This is a genomic window from Burkholderia metallica, assembly GCF_001718555.1.
In the GTDB taxonomy this organism is placed as follows: domain Bacteria; phylum Pseudomonadota; class Gammaproteobacteria; order Burkholderiales; family Burkholderiaceae; genus Burkholderia; species Burkholderia metallica.
On sequence record NZ_CP013403.1, the window covers coordinates 2,538,069 to 2,557,718 of the forward strand.

Annotated in this window: 16 protein-coding genes; 8 read left to right on the forward strand and 8 right to left on the reverse strand. The window is 69.0% G+C overall.

The genetic code is table 11. The features are described 5' to 3' along the window. The first annotated feature begins 411 nt into the window (after window positions 1–411). Window positions 412–2,601, forward strand: a complete 2,190-nt coding sequence (locus WJ16_RS30770; RefSeq protein ID WP_069260731.1) for a TonB-dependent siderophore receptor — start codon at window positions 412–414, stop codon at window positions 2,599–2,601. 114 nt (window positions 2,602–2,715) lie between these two features. Here the strand turns inward: WJ16_RS30770 and WJ16_RS30775 are convergent, their stop codons facing one another. The 3 genes from WJ16_RS30775 to WJ16_RS30780 form a co-directional block, all read right to left on the reverse strand. Further along, complete coding sequence (locus WJ16_RS30775; RefSeq protein ID WP_069260732.1) at window positions 2,716–4,638, reverse strand: SMP-30/gluconolactonase/LRE family protein; 1,923 nt, start codon at window positions 4,636–4,638, stop codon at window positions 2,716–2,718. Window positions 4,639–4,909: 271 nt separating this feature from the next. Next, the gene (locus WJ16_RS35160) at window positions 4,910–5,098 is read right to left on the reverse strand and encodes a hypothetical protein (protein WP_157126884.1); all 189 of its coding nucleotides are present in this window, start codon (window positions 5,096–5,098) and stop codon (window positions 4,910–4,912) included. Window positions 5,099–5,198: 100 nt separating this feature from the next. Continuing rightward, window positions 5,199–6,392, reverse strand: a complete 1,194-nt coding sequence (locus WJ16_RS30780) for a porin (RefSeq protein WP_069261239.1) — start codon at window positions 6,390–6,392, stop codon at window positions 5,199–5,201. Between the two features lie 304 nt (window positions 6,393–6,696). Here WJ16_RS30780 and WJ16_RS30785 point away from each other — a divergent pair, with 304 nt between their 5' ends. From WJ16_RS30785 to WJ16_RS30800, 4 genes are all read left to right on the forward strand, one after another. Next, window positions 6,697–7,329 carry a LysE family translocator gene (locus WJ16_RS30785; RefSeq protein ID WP_069260733.1) on the forward strand — a complete coding sequence of 211 codons (633 nt, stop codon included), beginning with the start codon at window positions 6,697–6,699 and terminating at the stop codon, window positions 7,327–7,329. A 12-nt stretch (window positions 7,330–7,341) separates the two neighbouring features. After that, window positions 7,342–7,878 carry a GNAT family N-acetyltransferase gene (locus WJ16_RS30790; RefSeq protein WP_069261240.1) on the forward strand — a complete coding sequence of 179 codons (537 nt, stop codon included), beginning with the start codon at window positions 7,342–7,344 and terminating at the stop codon, window positions 7,876–7,878. A gap of 109 nt (window positions 7,879–7,987) precedes the next feature. Beyond that, the gene (locus tag WJ16_RS30795; RefSeq protein WP_069260734.1) at window positions 7,988–8,722 is read left to right on the forward strand and encodes a metallophosphoesterase family protein; all 735 of its coding nucleotides are present in this window, start codon (window positions 7,988–7,990) and stop codon (window positions 8,720–8,722) included. 49 nt (window positions 8,723–8,771) lie between these two features. Then, the gene (locus tag WJ16_RS30800) at window positions 8,772–9,383 is read left to right on the forward strand and encodes an alpha/beta fold hydrolase (RefSeq protein WP_069260735.1); all 612 of its coding nucleotides are present in this window, start codon (window positions 8,772–8,774) and stop codon (window positions 9,381–9,383) included. A 73-nt stretch (window positions 9,384–9,456) separates the two neighbouring features. Here WJ16_RS30800 and WJ16_RS30805 read toward each other — a convergent pair whose 3' ends face one another. Together WJ16_RS30805 and WJ16_RS30810 are read right to left on the reverse strand one after the other, a co-directional pair. Continuing rightward, a complete protein-coding gene (locus WJ16_RS30805; RefSeq protein WP_069260736.1) occupies window positions 9,457–10,779 on the reverse strand; it encodes an ATP-binding protein in 1,323 nt (440 codons plus the stop codon). Then, complete coding sequence (locus tag WJ16_RS30810; protein WP_069260737.1) at window positions 10,776–11,516, reverse strand: response regulator; 741 nt, start codon at window positions 11,514–11,516, stop codon at window positions 10,776–10,778. Before WJ16_RS30810 ends, WJ16_RS30805 begins: the two co-directional genes overlap by 4 nt. Window positions 11,517–11,741: 225 nt before the next feature. Between WJ16_RS30810 and WJ16_RS30815 the strand changes: the two genes are divergently transcribed. Beyond that, on the forward strand, window positions 11,742–12,326 hold the full coding sequence (locus WJ16_RS30815; RefSeq protein WP_069260738.1) for a thioredoxin family protein: 585 nt from the start codon (window positions 11,742–11,744) through the stop codon (window positions 12,324–12,326). A 28-nt stretch (window positions 12,327–12,354) separates the two neighbouring features. Here the strand turns inward: WJ16_RS30815 and WJ16_RS30820 are convergent, their stop codons facing one another. Further along, a complete protein-coding gene (locus WJ16_RS30820; RefSeq protein WP_069260739.1) occupies window positions 12,355–13,002 on the reverse strand; it encodes an FMN-binding negative transcriptional regulator in 648 nt (215 codons plus the stop codon). A gap of 122 nt (window positions 13,003–13,124) precedes the next feature. On the opposite strand from WJ16_RS30820, the gene pdxR reads away from it, so the two are divergent. Continuing rightward, window positions 13,125–14,633 (forward strand): MocR-like pyridoxine biosynthesis transcription factor PdxR, encoded by a 1,509-nt coding sequence (pdxR, locus tag WJ16_RS30825; protein ID WP_069260740.1) that lies wholly within the window; start codon window positions 13,125–13,127, stop codon window positions 14,631–14,633. Window positions 14,634–14,757: 124 nt separating this feature from the next. Next, complete coding sequence (locus tag WJ16_RS30830; RefSeq protein WP_069260741.1) at window positions 14,758–16,992, forward strand: penicillin-binding protein 1A; 2,235 nt, start codon at window positions 14,758–14,760, stop codon at window positions 16,990–16,992. 108 nt (window positions 16,993–17,100) lie between these two features. Here WJ16_RS30830 and add read toward each other — a convergent pair whose 3' ends face one another. Together add and WJ16_RS30840 are read right to left on the reverse strand one after the other, a co-directional pair. After that, the gene (add, locus tag WJ16_RS30835; protein ID WP_069260742.1) at window positions 17,101–18,201 is read right to left on the reverse strand and encodes an adenosine deaminase; all 1,101 of its coding nucleotides are present in this window, start codon (window positions 18,199–18,201) and stop codon (window positions 17,101–17,103) included. A 47-nt stretch (window positions 18,202–18,248) separates the two neighbouring features. Next, complete coding sequence (locus tag WJ16_RS30840) at window positions 18,249–19,598, reverse strand: NCS2 family permease (RefSeq protein WP_069260743.1); 1,350 nt, start codon at window positions 19,596–19,598, stop codon at window positions 18,249–18,251. Between the last annotated feature and the right edge of the window lie 52 nt (window positions 19,599–19,650).

A 19,650-nucleotide genomic window follows, 5' to 3' on the forward strand; every position in this document is an offset into this window, starting at 1 on the left:
TCTCCCGTCAAGCGTGGTGGTTGAAGTCATGGAAGGCGGCGCGGCGCCGGCTGCCCGGCACGACGCCCGATGAATGCGCTTTCGTGGTTTTAGTCGTTCGAATGGCGGAACACGGCTGTGATGCCTTCACCACCCGCATTGTCGTGCGCGGTGCGCAGCGTCGCGCGAAACGCGATGTGACAGGAAGATGACATGGTGCGGCCCCCGGGCTCTCTCATTGAATTTCACTGCGTCTGATTTTGGCCGCTACGGTAGCAGACGGCCGACGGCCCGGCAACCAACGCCCGCCTGCCGGCGAGCGTCTCATCATAATTGCAAATGATTCTCATTAACTGTATGATTCGCCTCTTGGTCGCCGCGAAACGCCGCGGCACGCGACACGATCCTTAGCATTCCTTTTCGCATCGATTCATGCCCTCCCGTCGAACGCCCCGCCGCGCCCGGACCTTGCGTCCGTGGCGCACGAGCCTGCCTGCCCTCGTCACCCTGTGCGTCGCGAACGGCACGCATGCGTTCGCCGCCGAACCCGAGGCGGCAGAACCCACCGCCCCGGCGTCCGCCGCCGCGTCCGCGCCGTCGGCCGCGCGCGAACTCCCCGCCATCAGCGTCAGCGCATCGGCCACCGTCGAGCCGACGGTCGGCTATCAGCCGCGCACCACGCGCATCGCGGGCGGCGACAACCGGTCGATCAAGGAGATTCCGCAATCGGTCGCGGTGGTCAGCAGCAGCGTGATGCAGGACCAGCAGGCACGCTCGCTCGACGACGTGCTCGGCAACGTCAGCGGCGTCACGCAGACGAACACGCTCGGCGGTACGCGCGACGCGTTCATCAAGCGCGGCTTCGGGTCGAACAACGACGGCTCCGTGCTCGTCGACGGCGTGCGCACGCCGGTACTGCACAGCTATCTCGCGACGATCGACCGCGTCGAAGTGCTGAAGGGCCCCGCGTCGCTGCTCTACGGGATGCAGGACCCGGGCGGCGTGATCAACCTCGTCACGCGCAAGCCGGAAGACACGTTCGGCGGCTCGATTTCCGCGTCGCGCACGAGTCACGGCGGCAGCAGCGCGACGTTCGATCTCACCGGCCCGCTCGGCAAGCCGGGCCAGGTCGCGGGCGGCACGCTCGCGTTCAGGCTGACCGGCGAATACGACACGAGCCGCTACTGGCGCAGCTTCGGCCGCCAGCGCGACGCGCTGATCGCGCCCGCGCTGTCGTGGCACGACGCGAACACGTCGATCGACGTCAGCTACCAGTACGTCGACTACACGACGCCGTTCGATCGCGGCACCGTGCTCGTGAATGGCCAGCTCGACGATGCGCTGCGCTATCGCCGCTACGAGCAAGCGTGGTCGCAGAGCAGCGGCATCCAGGAAACGCTGCGCGCGCGCATCGAGCACCGCTTCTCCGACGCGTGGCGCGTGCGTGCGACCTACGGCTGGGGCCGCGATCGCTACGACCAGTACATCACCCGCGCCGCCGCGTTCAACAGCGCGACCGGCGCACTGACGCGCTCGTCCGATGCGAACCTCGGGCGCAACGATTCCGACCAGATCGCGACGCTCGGCCTGCTCGGCAACGTGACGCTCGCCGGAATGAACCACGCGATCTACGTCGGCGGCGAATACGAGCGGCAGCGCAGCTTCCGCGGCGACACGATCCGCGGCAAGGCGACGACCGGGTTCAATCTCTACGATCCCGTGTACGGCCTGCTCGCGCCGGGCGGCACGCCCAACCCGAAGCAAAGCGATTCGCGCTCGGTCGTGCATGCGTATTCGACGATCGTGCAGGATTCGGTGAAGCTCACCGACCGCCTCACCGCGGTGGGCGGGCTGCGCTGGGAAAACTGGCAGCAGGAATCGGGGATGGGGCGGCCGTTCGTGTTCGCCGACCGCTCGCACGGCAGCGTGTGGCTGCCGCAGTTCGGGCTCGCGTATGCGCTCACGCCGGCGTTGACCGCCTACGCGAACGTGAGCCGCTCGTTCAAGCCGAACGTCGCCACGAACGTCGCCACGCCGCTCGCGCCGGAATACGGGCGCGTGCTCGAAGCCGGGCTGAAGTTCAGCCTGAAGCCGGCGATCACCGGCACGCTCGCGGTCTACCAGATCGACAAGCGCAACGTCGCGGTCACGGTGGGCGACCTCACGTCGACGATCGGCACCGCGCGCTCGCGCGGGATCGAGCTCGACGTCGCGGGGCAGATCACACGCCACCTGAGCGTGATCGGCAGCTATGCGTATACGAACGCGACCGATCGCGACAGCAACACGCCGCTCGTCAACGTCGCGCGTCACACGGGCAGCCTGTTCGCGGTATACGACACCGCGATCGCGAACCTGCCCGGCCGCTGGCGCTTCGGCGGCGGCGCACGGCTCGTCGGCACACGCTCCGGCGACACCGCGAACAGCTTCACGCTGCCCGGCTACGTGACCGTCGACGCGTTCGCGGCCTACGAAACGACGATCGGCAAGTTCCCGACACGCTTTCAACTCAACGTGAAGAACCTGCTCGACAAGACCTACTACCCGTCGAGCAACAACAACCTGATCATCGCGGTCGGCGAACCGCGGCTCGTCACGCTCACGACGACGGTGTCGTTCTGATGGCCTGATGCGTGCGTGGGCCGGCCGGTAAGCGGCGGCTCACGCGCACCTTCCGCGTGGGCCGCCGCGCATCAGGCGCAGCGGCGCCCGCGTCGCGAACATTTGCGGCACGCATCACGGACGCCAGCGATACACGATCATGCTGGTGCCGTTGTAGTTGTCCTTCGTGATCACGTATTCGCCGGTCGAGCGCAGGTACGCGCGGATCCCGTACATCGAGTCGACGTCGTTGCCGACGTCCATCGCCGACGTGTTCGAGTTGGTCAGCGTGGCGACGAGCGCGCCCGTGTTGAGATCGAACACATCGACGTTCGGCACGGTGTGCACGTAGCCGACGAACAGATAGTGGCCGGCCGCCGCGATCGATTTCGGGTTCGCGCTGGTCAGGTTGATCACCGGGTTCGGCGCGTTCGTGTTGCCGCTCTTCCAGCCGTGATAGACCTCGATGTGCCCGTTCATCGCGGTCCAGTCCCAGTTGCCCGCGAGGCCCTGCGCGAGAATCATCGTGTCGCTGTCCGACTGGTAGACGATGCGCGCAGTCGGCGCGACGGTGCTCGGCACGGGCGTCGTGGTCGCGCGGCCCCACGACGGCTTGCCGGTCGCGTCGAAGCCCGTCATCGGGTAACGCGCGATCACGTTCGAACCGTTCAGCCCGGCCCACACGTCGCCGTTGCCGTCGATGTCGAAACCGGCCGTGACCTGCAGCGTCGTGTTGAACGGCTTGCCCGGCAGCGAGCCGGCCGGATTCGCGATATAGCCGGTCGCCGGCGTGAAGTAGTAGAAATTGAAGTTGCCGGGGTTCTGGCCCGACGCGACGAGAATCCGGTTGCCGCCGACCGTCACCAGCTGGCCGAAGTGCTGGCCGCGCTGGTAGTCGTTCATGTCGAGGCGCGGGTCTTTCGGATAGGCGAACGGATCGACCGTGTTCGCGACGAACGTGCCGCCCGCCGTGCCCGTGTACACGTTGTTGCCGCTGTAGAAGAAGGCGCCGTCCGTCGCCGGGTCGGGTGCGGCGATCGACTCGAAGTTCAGCGCCTGCAGCTTCCATTGCAGCACGCCCGTCGGGCTGTACGCGTGCAGGTCGGTGCTGCCGTTGCGCCCGAGATCCCAGCCGCCGCCCCACGCGTTGTTGAGCACGTACAGGTTGCCGCCCGAATCCTTGCCGATGCCGACCACGCGTGTGAAGCGCTTGTCGCCCACCTGCCCCTTGATGCCCGACGTCGTGTCGAGATAGCCGCCCTGCACGCCGAACGTGCCGATCTGCTGCGGCGAGCCGGCGAGGCTGTAGATCTTGATGTTCATGTCCGGGCCCTGGTCGCCCACCAGCAACTGCCCCGTCGACGCGTCGAAATAGACCGCCGACGGCCGCGCGCCGGCCGCCATCTGGATCGTGTTCATCAGCGTGCCGGTCGCGCTGTACTGCACGACCACGCCCGCGCTCATGCGTGCGACCCACAGGTTGCCCGCCGCATCGAGCGCCAGTGCGCCCGGCCCGGTCACGCCGATGTCGCGCTGCCAGACGCCGTCGGTCGTATAGACGCGCACGCGGTTGCCGTAGAAGTCGCTCGCGTACAGCAGGTTGCCGGCCGTTGCGAGGCCGGTGATCACGTCCGGGTTCGGGAGGCCCGTCCACGTGCTGACCGGGATGCGCAGGTCGCGCTGGTTCGTGCCGCGGTTGTAGCGGCCCACCGAGCCGCTGCCGAAGTTGCGGTTGTAGCCGAGCGCGACGAAGATCGACGTCGCGTTGCCGGTGATCGCGCCGCCCTGGAATTCGTCGTGGATGCCGATCGTGCCCATCGTCTGGCCGTTCTGGTAGAGCGCGACGCCGCCCGCGTTCTCGTCCCAGCGCGACGCCGTGTAGATCACACCCTCGGGCGCGACCCACATCGAGCGCGCGGCATTGCCCACGTGCTGGGCCAGCGTGCCGTACGTGTTCGCGAGCCAGTCGGTCGAATATTGCGCCTGTGCGTAACTCGCCTGCGCCAGTACCGCGATGCACATTCCCAGCAACACCGCCCGAATTTGTTTCATTGACATGAATAATGCTCCCGAACGTTCAATGGTCGACACTGTAAATCGCCGCGTATGAATAATTGGTGATTCCGAATAAAACGCATTCGCCGTCACCGCCCATTATTCACCGCGCTCTTTTTGCCGTCCGGCGCTTTCCCGTCAATGATGCCCCAACCCGTTCACTGCGCCGCAGCGACGTGCCGGCCGCATGATTCCGGCGCCTTTTCCCCGGCATTTTCTTCCGGATTGTTAAATACGAATGCGTCATTTTTTCTGAAACATCCGCACTCCTTTTTCATTCCCGGAAAACAGGCAAAATGATTACAAATCGAAATTGAAATGAAAGAGAAAAAATATTGTCCGGCGCAATCGCGTTGTCGCGATTCGGCGCAGCGGCATGCGGCGGGAGAAAGGGAGAGAAAGCGGGAAACGGCGGGGAAAGCCGCGCACAGGTCGTGCCGGCGCGCGGGTGCGATCGGGTCATGTCGTCTCCGCGAAGAATGGAGGCGACAGCATAGGTACAGGCATGCAACGTCGCCGGCATCGGCTGCCGGCAACGTTGCGTCCGCAACGATCGCTGCGCGTCAGAACTTCTGGCGCAGGCCGAGGCTGACGATGGCCTGCGAGCGCGAGTCGGACGAATGGCCGTTCGCCTTGTCGGACACCGACGCGGTCGCGGCCACCGGACGGCCGAGCGCGTCGAGCGTCATGCCCGATGCGTGCTGGTACGCGCCGAGCAGATACACGCTGGTGCGCTTCGACAGGTCGTACACGGCGCCGAGCGTGACGTTGTGATACTGCGCGCGGTCGTCCACGCCGTCGACATCGCTGCCGCGCGTGTAGCTGTAGCCCGCGAACAACTGCGTCTGCGGGCGCACGTTCCAGCGCGTGAACACGCCCGCGACGTTGAACGTCGCGTGGCCGGTAAACAGCGACTGGCCGCCGCTGCGGTACTGCACGTTGCTGTAGTTCACGCCGACGACGGCCGGCCCGAAGTCGTAGGTCGCACCGGTCGCGATCACCCGCTGCGATTGCGCGCTCGCATAGCCTTCGTTGATCGACGAGTTGAACAGCCCGTCGTCGGTGCTCTGCCATTTGCCGGTGGTCGGGTCGGTCGCGCCCGTCTTGCTGTTGTCCGACCGCTCGTAGCCGACGCCGACGCGCAGCGGGCCCGCCGCGTACGCCGCGCCGACGCTCCACGTATTGCGCTGCTTCATGCTGCCCGGCTGGCCGCCGAAGCCGTACAGCGCGCCGAACGTGAAGCCCGAATAGCTGGCGCTCGTGTACTTGATCGAGCTGTCGACGCGGGCGGTCTGGTCGAGGTCGTCGATGTCGCCCGGGTGCGCGCCGAAGCCGCCGATGAACGACGACGGGCCGACCGGGCTCACGAAGTCGTCGAGCGACGTGTACTGGCGGCCGAGCGTGATCGTGCCGTAGCGGTCGCTGCCGAGGCCGACGAACGCCTGGCGGCCGAACTGACGGCCGCCCTGGCCGGACGTGCCGTTCGTGATGTCGAAACCGTTCTCGAGAACGAACAGCGCGCGCATCCCGCCGCCGAGATCCTCGGAACCCTTGATGCCCCAGCGGCTGCCGGACAGGTTGCCGGTCGTCAGCCCGACACTCGAATGGCCGGTGTACGCGCCCGCGGCGCCCACCCGCTCGTTGCTGCGATAGGTGACGCCCGCATCGACGATGCCGTACAGCGTCACGGAGCTTTGCGCGGCGGCGATGCCCGCGAACGAGAGCAGCAGCGGCGCTGCGATCAGTTGCTTGTTCATGGTTGTATGTCTCCGGGCGGTGAACCCGTTGTTCTGGCTGTCGGTTGCGAGTAGCGCGCGGGCGGCGAGGTCCGTCGGCGGTGCGAGGCCGGCGGCGTCCGCGCGCGACGGCGCGGCGGGCATGCCCGCTGCGGCCGCCATGGTAGATGGAACCGGTTTCGGTCGAAAGCGGAATAATGAAAACAGTTTCTTGCCAAAATCGAGATAGTCGACGGGCGGCCGCGTGCACGGTGCGGCGCGCCTGTACACGCCGGGCGGGCGCAGCCGATAATCGACCGCGTACCGTCCCGTCGGGAGCGCCTTCATGCATCCAGCCACCCTGCTGATCTTCGCCGCCGTCGCGTTCGTCGGCATCGCGACACCCGGCCCGACCGTGCTGCTCGCGCTGACCAACGGCTCGCGCTACGGCGTGCGCCGCGCGGCCTACGGCTTCGCGGGCGCGATGCTGTCCGATGTCGTGCTGATCGTCGCGGTCGCCCTCGGCCTCGGCGCGCTGCTGATGGCGTCGGCGTTCTGGTTCTCGGTGGTGAAGTGGGTCGGCGCCGCGTACCTCGCCTACGTCGGCATCCGGCTGCTGATGTCGAAGGGTTCGCTCGACGTCGCCGCCGCGCACGATGGCACGGCAACCGGGCGCAATGCGTCGATCTTCGCGAAGAGCTTCGTCACGGCGGTGACGAACCCGAAGGGCTATCTGTTCTTCTCCGCGTTCCTGCCGCAGTTCCTCGATCCGTCCGCGCCGCTTGCGCCGCAATACGTCGCGCTCGCGATCACGTTCGCGCTGCTCGACGGCGCGGTGATGTTCGGCTACGCGCTGCTCGGCGCACGCGCGGTGCGGCTGCTCGAGCGCGCGGGTGCGCTGTGGCTCGAACGCACGTGCGGCGCGATGCTGGTCGCGCTCGCCGGGTCGCTGGCGCTGTACCGGCGTCATCCCGCATAGGCGCGGATGCCGATGCGAATCGCCAACCCGCCCCGCTCAGGCTTTCCCGGCCTGTCGCTTCGCCAGCTCGAACGCGCCGACCTCGACGCGTGGTACGCGTACCTGACGAACCCCGATGTCTTCCGCCACACGAGCTGGAACCTGCGCTCGCCCGACGATCTGCTGCCGCTGTTCGACACCATCGAATCGGCCGACCCGGATTCGGTGCGCCGTCTCGCCGTGATCGACGACGCATCGGGCGAGCTCGCCGGGACGATCGGCCTGCATACCGTGTCGACCGTGAACCGCTCGGCGGAGATCGCATACGATCTCGCGCCGTCGCACTGGGGGCGGGGCGTCGCGAGCGCGCTGTGCGCGGCCGTCACCGCGTGGGCGTTCGCCGACGGCGGCTTCATCCGCGTGCAGGGTGTCGTGCTGACCAGCAACGCAGGCTCCGCGCGCGTACTGCAGAAGTGCGGCTATCGCTACGAAGGGCTGTTGCGCGCATACAGGATGGTGCGCGGCACGCCGGGCGATTTCGCGATGTACGCGCGCCTCGCGACCGACTGACGCGCCGCCCACGGCTGCGCGCCGGACCGCTCGCGGCTTCGCATGCGCGCGATTGGACGGCCCGCGCCGAATTGGCGACAATCGCCGTTCCGTTCCCCGCCGATCCGTCATGAAAATCGCCGCGCTGTCCGACATCCACGGCAACCTCGCCGCGCTCGACGCGGTGCTCGACGACATCCGCCGTCGCGGCGCCGACGTGATCGTCAATCTCGGCGACATCCTGTCGGGCGCGCTCCATCCGCCCGAAACGGCCGACCGCCTGATCGCGCTCGACCTGCCGACGATCAAGGGCAATCACGAACGGCAACTGCTCGCCGGCGATCGCGAATCGATGCGGCTGTCGGATCGCTGGGCGCACGACACGCTGCGCGCCGATCATTTCGACTGGATCGCCGCGCTGCCCGCCCGCATGACGCTCGACGGCGACGTGCTGATGGTGCACGGCACGCCGAACAGCGACCTCGTCTATTTCCTCGAAACGGTCACGCCCGACGGCTGCCGCGCGGCCACGCCCGATGAAATCGCGCAGCGCGCGGGCGACGAGCGGGCATCGCTGATCCTGTGCGGCCACACGCATCTCCCGCGCACGGCCAGGCTCGACGACGGCCGGCTGATCGTCAACCCGGGCAGCGTCGGGCTGCAGGCGTACACCGACGACCTGCCGCATCCGCACCGCATCGAAACGGGCTCGCCGCATGCGCGCTACGCGATGGTGGCGCGCACCGCGGCCGGCTGGAACGTCGAATTTCACGCGGTCGAGTACGACTGGCACACGGCCGCCGCCACCGCGGCAGCGCGCGGGCGCGACGACTGGACCGTCGCGCTGCGCACCGGCCGGTGCTGACGCACCCGCCTTGTCCGCTACCCTTCATTCACCAGAAAACCGCGCCGCCATGCCCGTTCCGTCGCAACTGCTCTTCCTGCCCGGTGCATCGGGCAGCACCGCCTTCTGGCAACCGCTCGCCGGCCTGCTGGCGCATCCGGCCGAGCGCCGGATCGTCGGCTATCCGGGCTTCGGCGATACGCCGCGCGATCCGGCCGTCGACGATTTCGACGGCCTCGTGCGTCGTGTGCTCGACACGATTGACCGGCCCACCGCCGTGATCGCGCAATCGATGGGCGGCGTGATCGCGATGCGCGCGGCGCTCGACAAGCCCGAATGGATCACGCACCTCGTGCTGACGGTCACGTCCGGCGGTCTCGACATGGCAGCGCTCGGCGCGCAGGACTGGCGCGCCGGTTTCGCGCAAGCCAACCCGCAACTTCCCGACTGGTTCATGACGTTGCGTGCCGACTACTCACGGGAGATCGGCCGCATCGCGCAGCCGACACTGCTGCTGTGGGGCGACGACGATCCGATCAGCCCGGTCGCGGCCGGCCGGCGCCTGCTCGAACGGCTGCCCGATGCGCGGTTGCACGTCGTGCCGGGCGGCCGGCACGATCTCGCGGCCGTGCATGCAGCGACGCTCGCACCACTCGTCGACGCGCATCTGCAGCGCGTGTGACGTCGCGCGCCCCGGTTTCGACGTCGGCATCCGCTTCGGCACGAACCTCGAACCGCGCCGCTCACGCCCCCGGTTACCCCGCATTGCGCAGCGTGAGCCGCGCCTCGAGCCCGCCGCCGTCGGGCCGGTTGTTCAGCGTGAGCGTGCCGCCCATCGCGAGCGCGAGCTGCTTCGCGATCGCGAGACCGAGCCCCGTGCCGCCCGTCTCGCGGTTGCGCGACGTCTCCACGCGCCGGAACGGCTCGAACACCGCGTCGAGCTGATCGTCCGGAATGCCGGGCCCGCGGTCGAGCACCGCGATCACCGCGCCGCCGTCCGGCGCGGCGCGCACGTCGATCTCGGCCGCGCCGGCGAACTTCAGCGCGTTGTCGACGAGGTTGCCGACGATGCGGCGCAGCGCCTTCGGCCGCGTGACGAGCGCGAGCGGCGCGCGGCTATGGAGCGCGACGTCCTGCCCCGCATCCGTGTAGTCGCACACGATGCTGTCGAGCAGCGCGTCGACATCGATGCGGCGCGCGGCTTCCTCGGTGCCGTGCAGCGTCCGTGCGTACGCCACGCCCTCCTTCACCAGGTGCTCCATCTCGAGCAGGTCCTGGCGCAGCTTCGCGCCCTGCACGTCGTCGTCCATCACGTCGACGCGCAACCGCATCCGCGTGATCGGCGTCTGCAGGTCGTGCGAGATCGACGCGAGAATCTGCATGCGCTCGGCCATGTACTGCGCGATGCGGTCCTGCATCGCGTTGAACGCGCGGGCGGCGCGCGCGACTTCCGACGGCCCGGTTTCGTTCAGCCGTTCGCCCTTCAGGTCCGGGCCGAGCGCATCGGCGGCCTGCGCGAGCTGCTTGAGCGGCCGCGTCGCGAGCCGCACCGCGAGCCAGCAGCACGCGGCCAGCACCGCGAGCTGCAGCACGAGCACGACCGGCAGCCAGCCCGACAGCGGCACCGTCGACATCGGATGGATGTCGATCGTCAGCGGCGAGCCGTCGGTCAGGCGCAGATGCACCTGCAGATGTTCGCCGTCGCCGGGGATCGCGTTCGCGGTCAGCGGGTAGTCGCCGCCGATGCCGTCGGAAATCGACCGCTCGACGCGCGCCGACAGCCGCGCCTCCGGCGGCGTGCCGGTCTCGCCGGGCCCGAGGATGAACGCATAGCTGCGCCGCGCGAGGCGCGGCAGCCACGCGGCCCGCTCGGCCGGCGGCAGGTGATCGAGCAGCGCGACCGAGCTCGCGACCTCGCGCTCGATGTAGCCCATCATCAGGTTGGTGGTCGCCTGGTCGCGCTCGGTGACGGTGAGCCAGAACGACAGCGTCTGCGCGAGCGCGAGGCCCACGCACAGGATCAGCGCGAGCCGCGCGAACAGCGAGCGCGGCCAGTGCCACGGCATGCGCGCGCTCATGGCGTACCGTCGACGGCGGTCACGGCCGACGAGAACACGTAGCCCTCGTTGCGCAGCGTCTTGATGTAACGCGGCTCGCGCGCGCCGTCGCGCAGCCGCTGGCGCAGCCGGCTCACGAGAAGGTCGATCGACCGGTCGAACGGATCGGACTGCCGCCCCTGCGTGAGATTGAGCAGCTGGTCGCGCGTCAGCACGCGCTGCGGGTGGTCGAGGAACACGCGCAGCAGCCGGTATTCGGCGCCGCTCAGCGCGACCAGCGTGCCTTCGGCGTCGAGCAGGTGGCGCCCGGTCGTGTCGAGCCGCCATTCGCCGAACGCGAGCATCTCCGCCGTTTCCGTCACCTGCATTCCCGGCGGCAGCATGCGCGCGCGGCGCAGCACCGAGCGGATCCGCGCGAGCAGTTCGCGCACCGCGAACGGCTTGGCCAGGTAATCGTCGGCACCCATCTCGAGGCCGATGATGCGGTCGGTCTCCTCGCCGCGCGCGGTCAGCATCAGCACGGGCACCGTCCGGAACTTGCCCGCGCGCAGATCGCGGCACAGCGTGAGGCCGTCCTCGCCGGGCAGCATCAGGTCGAGCACGATCAGGTCGGGCGCGCCGTCGTCCAGCACGTTGCGCATCTCGCGGCCGTTCGCGGCCAGCGACACGCGCATGCCGTTCTTTTCCAGATAATCCGCGATCAGTTCGCGGATCGCGCGATCGTCGTCGACGATCAGCACGTGGTCGATCTTGTCCATGTCGGTGTCGGGTTCGAGGTGGGCGGGCACGCGATGTCCGCTGTTATACCGCACGGCGGCCACGCGTTTGTATCTCAATGTATCGCGCCGCCGTGGCGACACACAACATTGCACACGCGCGGCCGGCCGGACACATCGCAGATACGTCGGCGCCGCCTAATGGGGCCTGTCGAAACCCGTCCGGCCGCCGCCCTCGCGCGGCGGCCTCCCGCTCAGGAGAACACCATGCTGCCCCGCCTCAAGACCGCCGCCGTCATCATCGCCCTTGCCGCCACGGCCGGGCTCGCCGCCTTCGCGGGCACCCGCGACGACGCGGCCACCATGCCGGCCTCGCAGGCCGGTACCGCCGCCCCCGATTTCACCGGCATCGACCGCTGGCACAACAGCGCGCCGCTCACGCTCGGCCAGTTGCGCGGCAAGGTCGTGCTCGTCGATTTCTGGACGTACTCGTGCATCAACTGCATTCATACGATTCCGTACGTGAAGGAATGGGACCGGAAGTATCGCGACCAGGGGCTCGTCGTGGTCGGCGTGCACACGCCCGAATATCCGTTCGAGCGCGACGCGGGCAACGTCGCCGACGCGATCAAGCGCTTCGGCATCCGGTATCCGGTCGCGCAGGACAACCGCTACGACACGTGGCGCGCGTACGGCAACCAGTACTGGCCCGCGCTGTACCTGATCGATGCGAACGGCAAGGTCGTCTATACGCGTTATGGCGAAGGCGGGTACGACAAGACCGAGGCGGCGATTCGCGGTGCGCTCGCGCAGGCCGGTGAAGGCGCGAACGGAGCGACGCGCACGCAGTAAGCTGCGCGGGCGCGCGCAGCGGGGGCGCTCACCCGCGCTTCGCGTCGGCTGCGTCGGCCGCATCGATCATCGCTTCGCCGATCGCCAGGTTGCCGTTCGCGACCAGCGCTTCGCCGGCGCCGCGGATATCGGCCGCCGCCTTGTTCTGCGACAGCTTGCGCTTGCCGACGAGCCGCGTGATCTCGATCTGCAGCCCGACGATCGACTGCAGCATCACGTCGAGATAATCCTTCGGCGCGTCGCCCATCTTCCACGGCACCGGCTGCGACGCCTCGTGCGTGCGCGTCAGCCGCGCGACCATGCCGCGCACGAACTTCTCGTCGTCGCGCACCGTGATGCGCCCGTACGCATGCGCGACCAGGTAGTTCCACGTCGGCACCTGCCGGTGCGTCACGTGCTTGCTCGGGTACCACGTCGGCGAGATGTACGCGTCGCCCGCGCGGAAGATCACGAGCACCTCGTCGCCGTTCGCGACGTCCTGCCAGACCGGATTCGCGCGCGCGACGTGCGCATGCAGCTCGCCGAGCCCGCCGTCGTTCGGCAGCAGTTCGAACGGCAGGTGGTTCGCGTCGAGCCCGCTTGCGCCGTGCGTGATCAGGCTGCCGAACGGATGCCGCACGATCAGCTCGCGCAGTGTGTCAGGGTCGGATTCGTCGAAATGGGCGGGGACGTACATGTCGGCTCCAGGGTCGTGCGGGGTGAGGATGAATCAGGCGCTGGGCCGTCATGCAACGATTGTGGACCCTAACTGGTTTATGCTGTAGAGCCGGTTTGGCACAAATTCAGCAGACCAGAATCATGGCAAGAACGGCCCGGAACATCGACATCCCGTCGCTCGGCACGCTCGATCGCGCGGCCGGCGACCTGAGCCGCCAGCTCGCGCAGGCGCTGCGCGAGGCCGTGCGGCGCGGCGACGTCCGGCCCGGCGACATGCTGCCGTCCACCAGATTACTCGCCACGTCGCTGCAGGTGGCGCGCGGCACCGTCGTCGACGCGTACGCGCAACTCGTCGCCGAAGGCTTTCTCGAATCGCGCGGCGGCGCGGGCACCCGGGTCGCGAACGCGCTCGCGGAGGCGGCGCCCGTCCCTGCTCCCGAACCGCCGGCCCGGCGCCGCCCTGCGGCGCGCGCCGGCCTGCCCGAACCGGCCGCCGCCTTCGCCCGCGTCGCCGGCGAATTCCGTCCGCTGCCGGCCACCCCGTTCGCGATCTCGGTGCCGGTCGGCCTCACCGCGCCCGACGACATCTGGCGCCGGCTCGGCAACCGCCTGCGCGCACGCGGCGCCGGCGCGCCGTCCGGCTATGCCGACCCGCGAGGCGCGCTGCCGCTGCGCGAGGCGATCGCCGACTACGTGCGCCGCTCGCGCTCGGTGCGCTGCCATGCCGACCAGATCGTGATCACGAGCGGCACGCAGCAGGGGCTGCATCTCGCGAGCCAGGTGCTGCTCGGCCCGAACGATCAGGCATGGGTCGAGAATCCCGCGTATCGCGGCATCACCGCGCTGCTCGACAGCACCGGGCGGCACGACGCGATGGTGCGGGTGCCGGTCGACGCGGACGGCCTCGACGTCGACGCCGGCATCCGCCTCGCGCCGCATGCGCGCGCCGCGTTCGTCACGCCGTCGCACCAGTACCCGCTCGGCATGCCGCTCAGCATGGCTCGGCGCAATGCGCTGCTCGCGTGGGCGCGGACACGGCACGCGTGGGTGGTCGAGGACGACTACGACAGCGAGCTGCGCTACGAAGGCCATCCGTTCCCGTCGCTGCAGGGGCTCGATCCCGAGCGCGTGATCTATCTCGGCACGTTCAGCAAGATCCTGTTTCCGTCGCTGAGGCTCGGCTACGTGATCGCGCCCGACGATCTCGTGCCCGCGTTCTGCGGCGCACGCGTGCTGATGGATCGCCATGCGCCGACCGCCGACCAGCACGTGCTGGCCGCGTTCATCGCGGAAGGCCATCTCGATCGCCACATCCGCCGTGTGCGCGGCGTGTATGCGGAGCAGCGCGCGCTGCTGATCGACACGCTCGGCGCGCGGCTGCCGCGCGAGCGCGCGTGGGTGCAGCCGGGCGATCAGGGGATGCACGTCGTGCTGTGGCTCGCGGAAGGAATCGACGATCTCGACGTGGTCGAGCGCGCCGCGCAAGCCGGCGTCGCGGTACGCGCGGTGTCGCCGATGTTCGCGCCCGGCACGGCCCGCCCGGGGCTCGTGCTGGGCTTCGGCGGATTCGGCCGCGCGCAGATGGAGGCGGCCGCGCAGCGGCTCGCGGACGTCGTTTCGTCGGTGGAATCGCGCCCGCGCGGGCGCTAAAAGGTTGTCGGCGGGCAACAAACGTAATCGTCTGTAAATCCTGCAAGCAAACGGCCGTTTCGGCCGCCGGCGCGCGTGTTCCGTTTGCTAGGATCGCGCGTCTTCCTTCCGCGCCCCTGCCGCCTTGAATCGCTTCGTGCCGTTTCTCCGAAACGCGTGGCTCCGTTGCCGCGCCCGCGTCGCACCGCTCGCCGCCGCCTGCCGCGCCCGCGTGCGCGTGCGCGCGCTGGCCGCCGGCCTGCTGCACCGCCTGCGTCATCCGACCCGCCGCGGCGTCGCGCTGACGCTCGCCGCGATACCGGTGCTGGGCCTGCTGGTGCTGCTCGCGTTCGTCCCGTTCACGCCGAGCATCGGCGACATCCGCAAGGCGCGCATCGACCGCCCCGCGCGCGTGCTGTCGGCCGACGGCCAGCTGATCGCCGAGTTCCGGCCCGTCAACCGCGAATGGGTGCCGCTCAAGCAGATCTCGCCGCACATGGTCGACGCGCTGATCGCGACCGAGGACCACCGCTTCTACGCGCATCACGGCATCGACTGGCGCCGCACGATCGCGGCCGGGCTGCACACGTTCTCCGGCGACCGCCAGGGCGGCTCGACGATCACGCAGCAGCTCGCACGCAACCTGTATCCGGATGAAGTCGGCCGCGCGCCGACGCTCACGCGCAAGGTGAAGGAGCTGATCACCGCGTTCAAGATCGAGGCGGTGTACAGCAAGGACGAGATTCTCGAGACCTACCTGAACACGGTGCCGTTCCTGTACAACGCGTACGGCGTCGAAATGGCCGCGCGCACCTACTTCGGCAAATCGGCCGACCGGCTCGACATCGTCGAAAGCGCGACGCTCGTCGGGATGCTGAAGGGCAACAGCTACTACAACCCGGTGCTGAATCCGGAACGCGCGGTACAGCGGCGCAACATCGTGCTCGACCGGATGGCGCAGATGCAGATGCTGACGCCGCCGCAGCTCGCGAAACTGCGGCGCCAGCCGCTGCGCGTCGACTTCGAGCCGCAGACGGGGCAGCCCGGCCTCGCGCCGCACTTCGCGGTGCAGTTGCGCAAATGGCTGATCGCGTGGGCCGATCGCAACGACTACGACCTGTACTCGGACGGCCTCGTCGTGCGCACGACGCTCGACGCGCGGCTGCAGGACATGGCCACGCAGGCGCTGACGCGGCAGACCGAACGGCTGCAGGCGATCGCCGACGGCGCGTGGCGCGGCCCGTCCGGCTGCGGGCTGCGCAACGACCTGTTCCGCGGCTTCATCCGCCAGACGCCCGACTATCGGCAGGCCCGCGACACCGGCCTTGCCGACGTCGCGGCGCTGAAGCAGCTCGGCGCCAATCGGGAATTCATGCGCACGCTGTGCGCGCGCAAGACGCAGGTGCAGGCCGGCTTCGTCGCGATCGATCCGCGCAACGGCGCGATCCGCGCATGGGTCGGCAGCCCCGATTTCGACAGCGAGCCGTTCGATCACGTCGCGCAGGCACGGCGTCAGCCCGGCTCGACGTTCAAGCCGTTCGTCTATGGCGCCGCGTTCGCGGACGGCATGCGCCCGGGCGATACGTTCGTCGACCGCCCCGTCGCCATTCCGATCGACGGTCGTGCGGTGTGGCGCCCGACCGATGCCGAGCCGCCGACCGACGAGCCGATGACGCTGCGCGACGCGCTCGCGCTGTCGCGCAACCGCATCACCGCGCAGGTGATGCAGCACGAAGGCGCGGCGAAGGTCGCGCAACTCGCCCGTGCGATGGGCGTGCGCGACAGCCCGCTCGACGCGGTACCGTCGCTCGCGCTCGGCACGAGCCCCGTCACGCTGAAGGAGATGGTGTCCGCGTACGGCACGATCGCGAACCGCGGCGTGTACGTCGCGCCGCAGATGATCACGCGCATCGAGGATCGCGACGGCAAGGTGCTCGCCGCGTTCGGCAGCGCACCGCCCGAACGTGCGCTGCCGGCGCCCGCCGCGCAGACGCTGGTCGACGTGATGCGCGACGTCGTCGATCGCGGCACCGGCGCCGACATCCGTTCGCGCTACGGCATTCGCGTCGACGTGGCCGGCAAGACGGGCACGACGCAGGACAACGCGGACGGCTGGTTCATCCTGATGCATCCGCAGCTCGTGGCCGGTGCGTGGGTCGGCTTCGACGACGGCAGCGTGACGCTGCGCAGCGACTACTGGGGCGCGGGCGCGCACAGCGCGCTGCCGATCGTCGGCACGTTCTACGATGCGGCGCTGCGCGCGCGGGCGATCGATCCGCACGCGCAGTTCTCGCCCGACTTCCGGCCGCGCAGCGCGCCCGCGCCGCGACGGCGCACGCAGCATTCGGGTCTGTTCGACTGGCTGCGGTTCTTCCGCTGATCCACCGGCGGCGATGCCGGTTTCGCGGGCGACACACGCCGGCACCCGAACCTGAACGCGCCGCCGCCGGCCGGTCGATACCCCGGCCGGCGGCAGATACGGTCGCGCTCAGCCCGCCGCGAGCGGCGCGGCCAGCGCATCAAACTCCGATGCCCACGCCGCCCGCCACGCGGCCTTCGTCGTGTCGTCCACCCACGCGCCGTCGATCCCGTTCAGCATGAATTGCTTCAGCTCGGCCACGGCGAAGCCGAAATGGCCGAACATCAGCTCCCACGCTTCGCTCGGATTGACCTTGTGCAGCGTCGGATCGTCGGTGTTCGGATGGATCTTCAGCCCGAGGCCCGGCATCTTGCGCATCGGATGCCGTTCAGCCCACTGCTCCGGCGGCAGCGTGCGCAGGTAGTACGAATTCGTCGGCACGACGGTGAAGACGATCCCGCGCTCCGCATAGCGCGCGCACAGCTCGGGGTTGTCGACGATCGTGTAGCCGTGATCGACGCGATCGACCTGCAGCAGATCGACGGCCGTCTCGACGTTGCGCCACGGCATCCCGAACTCGCCCGCATGCGCGGTCGTGCGAAAACCCGCCGCGCGCGCATCGCGGTACGCCTTCCAGAACAGCTCCGGCGGCCGGTCGTTCTCGCGATAGTCGATACCGAGCCCCGCCACTTCGTCCGCGCGGTTCGCCTTCATCCATTCGACGATCGCGACCGCTTCGTCCGGATCCTGCTCGCGGTCGATGCTCGGAATCAGGCGTGCGCCGATGCCGAAATCGCGTGCCGCATCGCGGATCGCCGTGACGATCGCGGCCTGCGCATCCGCATACGCGATGCCCGATACGCGTACCGTTCCCGTCGGATTCCAGAAGAATTCCGCGTGCCGGACGTTGTGCGCAGCCGCATCCTCCAGATACTCGTACGCGATCCGCCGCAGGTCGTCGGGCTGCGTGAGCAGGTACTTGTCGAGCGCGCGCAGCACGTGCAGCACGCCGACCGGCTTCTCGCCGCGCGCATAGAACGCGTCGATTTCCGCGCGCTCGATCGGCGCGCCGCTGCGCGCCGCGAGCGCGACGAACGTGTCGTGCCGCACCGCGCCCAGCAGGTGGCAATGCAGCTCGACCTTCGGCAGCGCGTGGAAGAAGGCCCGATGGGCCGGCGTGATCTCGATGCCCGTGCGCGCGGCCGGGACGTTGCCTGGTGTTGCGTTCATGTCAGTCTCTTTGTTCGGTAGTGCCAATGCATCGCGAAAGCCGTCTCTCAATGCGGCTTCACGACGGTCCAGAAGTAATAGCCGAGCGGCAGCGCGAGCACGACGAGCCCCCACGACACGTCGCGCCATCGGCCGGCCAGCAGCTTGACGAGCACGTAGCACAGCAGCCCGCCCGCGATGCCGGTGCCGAAGCTGTTCGACATCAGCGTGAGCAGCACCATCGACATCACGGGCAGCGCATCGGTGAAGTCGTCGAAATGCGTATGGCGGATCGTCGCGAACATCGACAGCCCGATCAGGATCAGCGCCGGCGCGGTCGCCTCCTTCGGGATCGCGAGCGCGACCGGCACGAACAGCAGCATCGCCGCGAACAGCACGGCCGCGGCCAGCGACGACAGCCCGCTGCGGCCGCCGGCCTCGACGCCCGCCGCCGATTCGATCAGCGCGGTGAGCGCCGGAATGCCGAACACGGGCCCGAGCGTCGCGGCGAGCGAATCGACGAGGAACGGCCGGTTGATGTTCGGCAGGTTGCCCTGTTCGTCGAGCAGGTTCGCCTTCGCGCCGACCGCGAGCGCGGTGCCGAGCGTCGAGAAGAATTCCGCCGCGAAGAACGCGAACAGGTACGGCGCGGCCGCGACGCTCAACGCGCTGCCGATGTCGAGCTTGAACGCGATCGGCGCGATGCTGTGCGGCACCGACACGAACGACTCGGGCAGGTGCGTGACGCCGAGCGGCACGCCGGCCGCGGCCGCGACGAGGATCGCGATCAGGATCGCGCCGGGCACCTTGCGCGCCTGCAGCACGATCGCGACCGCGAGGCCGATCAGCGCAACGAGTGCGCCCGGCCGCGAGAAATCGCCGAGCGCGAACGCGTTGGTCTTCGCGTTCGCGACGACCATCCCCGCGTTGCGCAGCCCGAGCATCGTGACGAACAGCCCGATCGACGCGCCGAGCCCGAGCTTGATCTGCACCGGAATCAGCCGCACCACGACGCCGCGCGCGCCGAGTATCGTCAGCAGGAAGAACAGCACGCCCGACACGCACGCGATGCCGAGCCCCGTCTGCCAGCCGACGTGCTCCGTCGTCGCGAGCGTCACGCCGATGATCACCGAGCCGCCGATACCGGGGCCGACGAGGAACGGCAGGTTCGCGTAGAGCCCCATCAGCGTCGTGAACAGCACGAACACGATGATCGTCGCGGTCGTCGCCGCGCCGCGCGCCATCCCGCCCGTCGCGAGCAGCGACGGAATCACGACGAGCAGGTACGCGGCCGCGAGGAACGACGTGACACCCGCGATCGCCTCGGTGCGCACGGTCGTGCCGCGCGCGGCGAGCGCGAAGCGGCGTTCGAGCCAGCTGGCCGGCGCGCGCGCCGGGATCGTGTCAGTCGCTGACATGGTGGTTCTCCTGTGATTCCGAATATTGTCCTGTGCCGGTTCACGCAGCGCG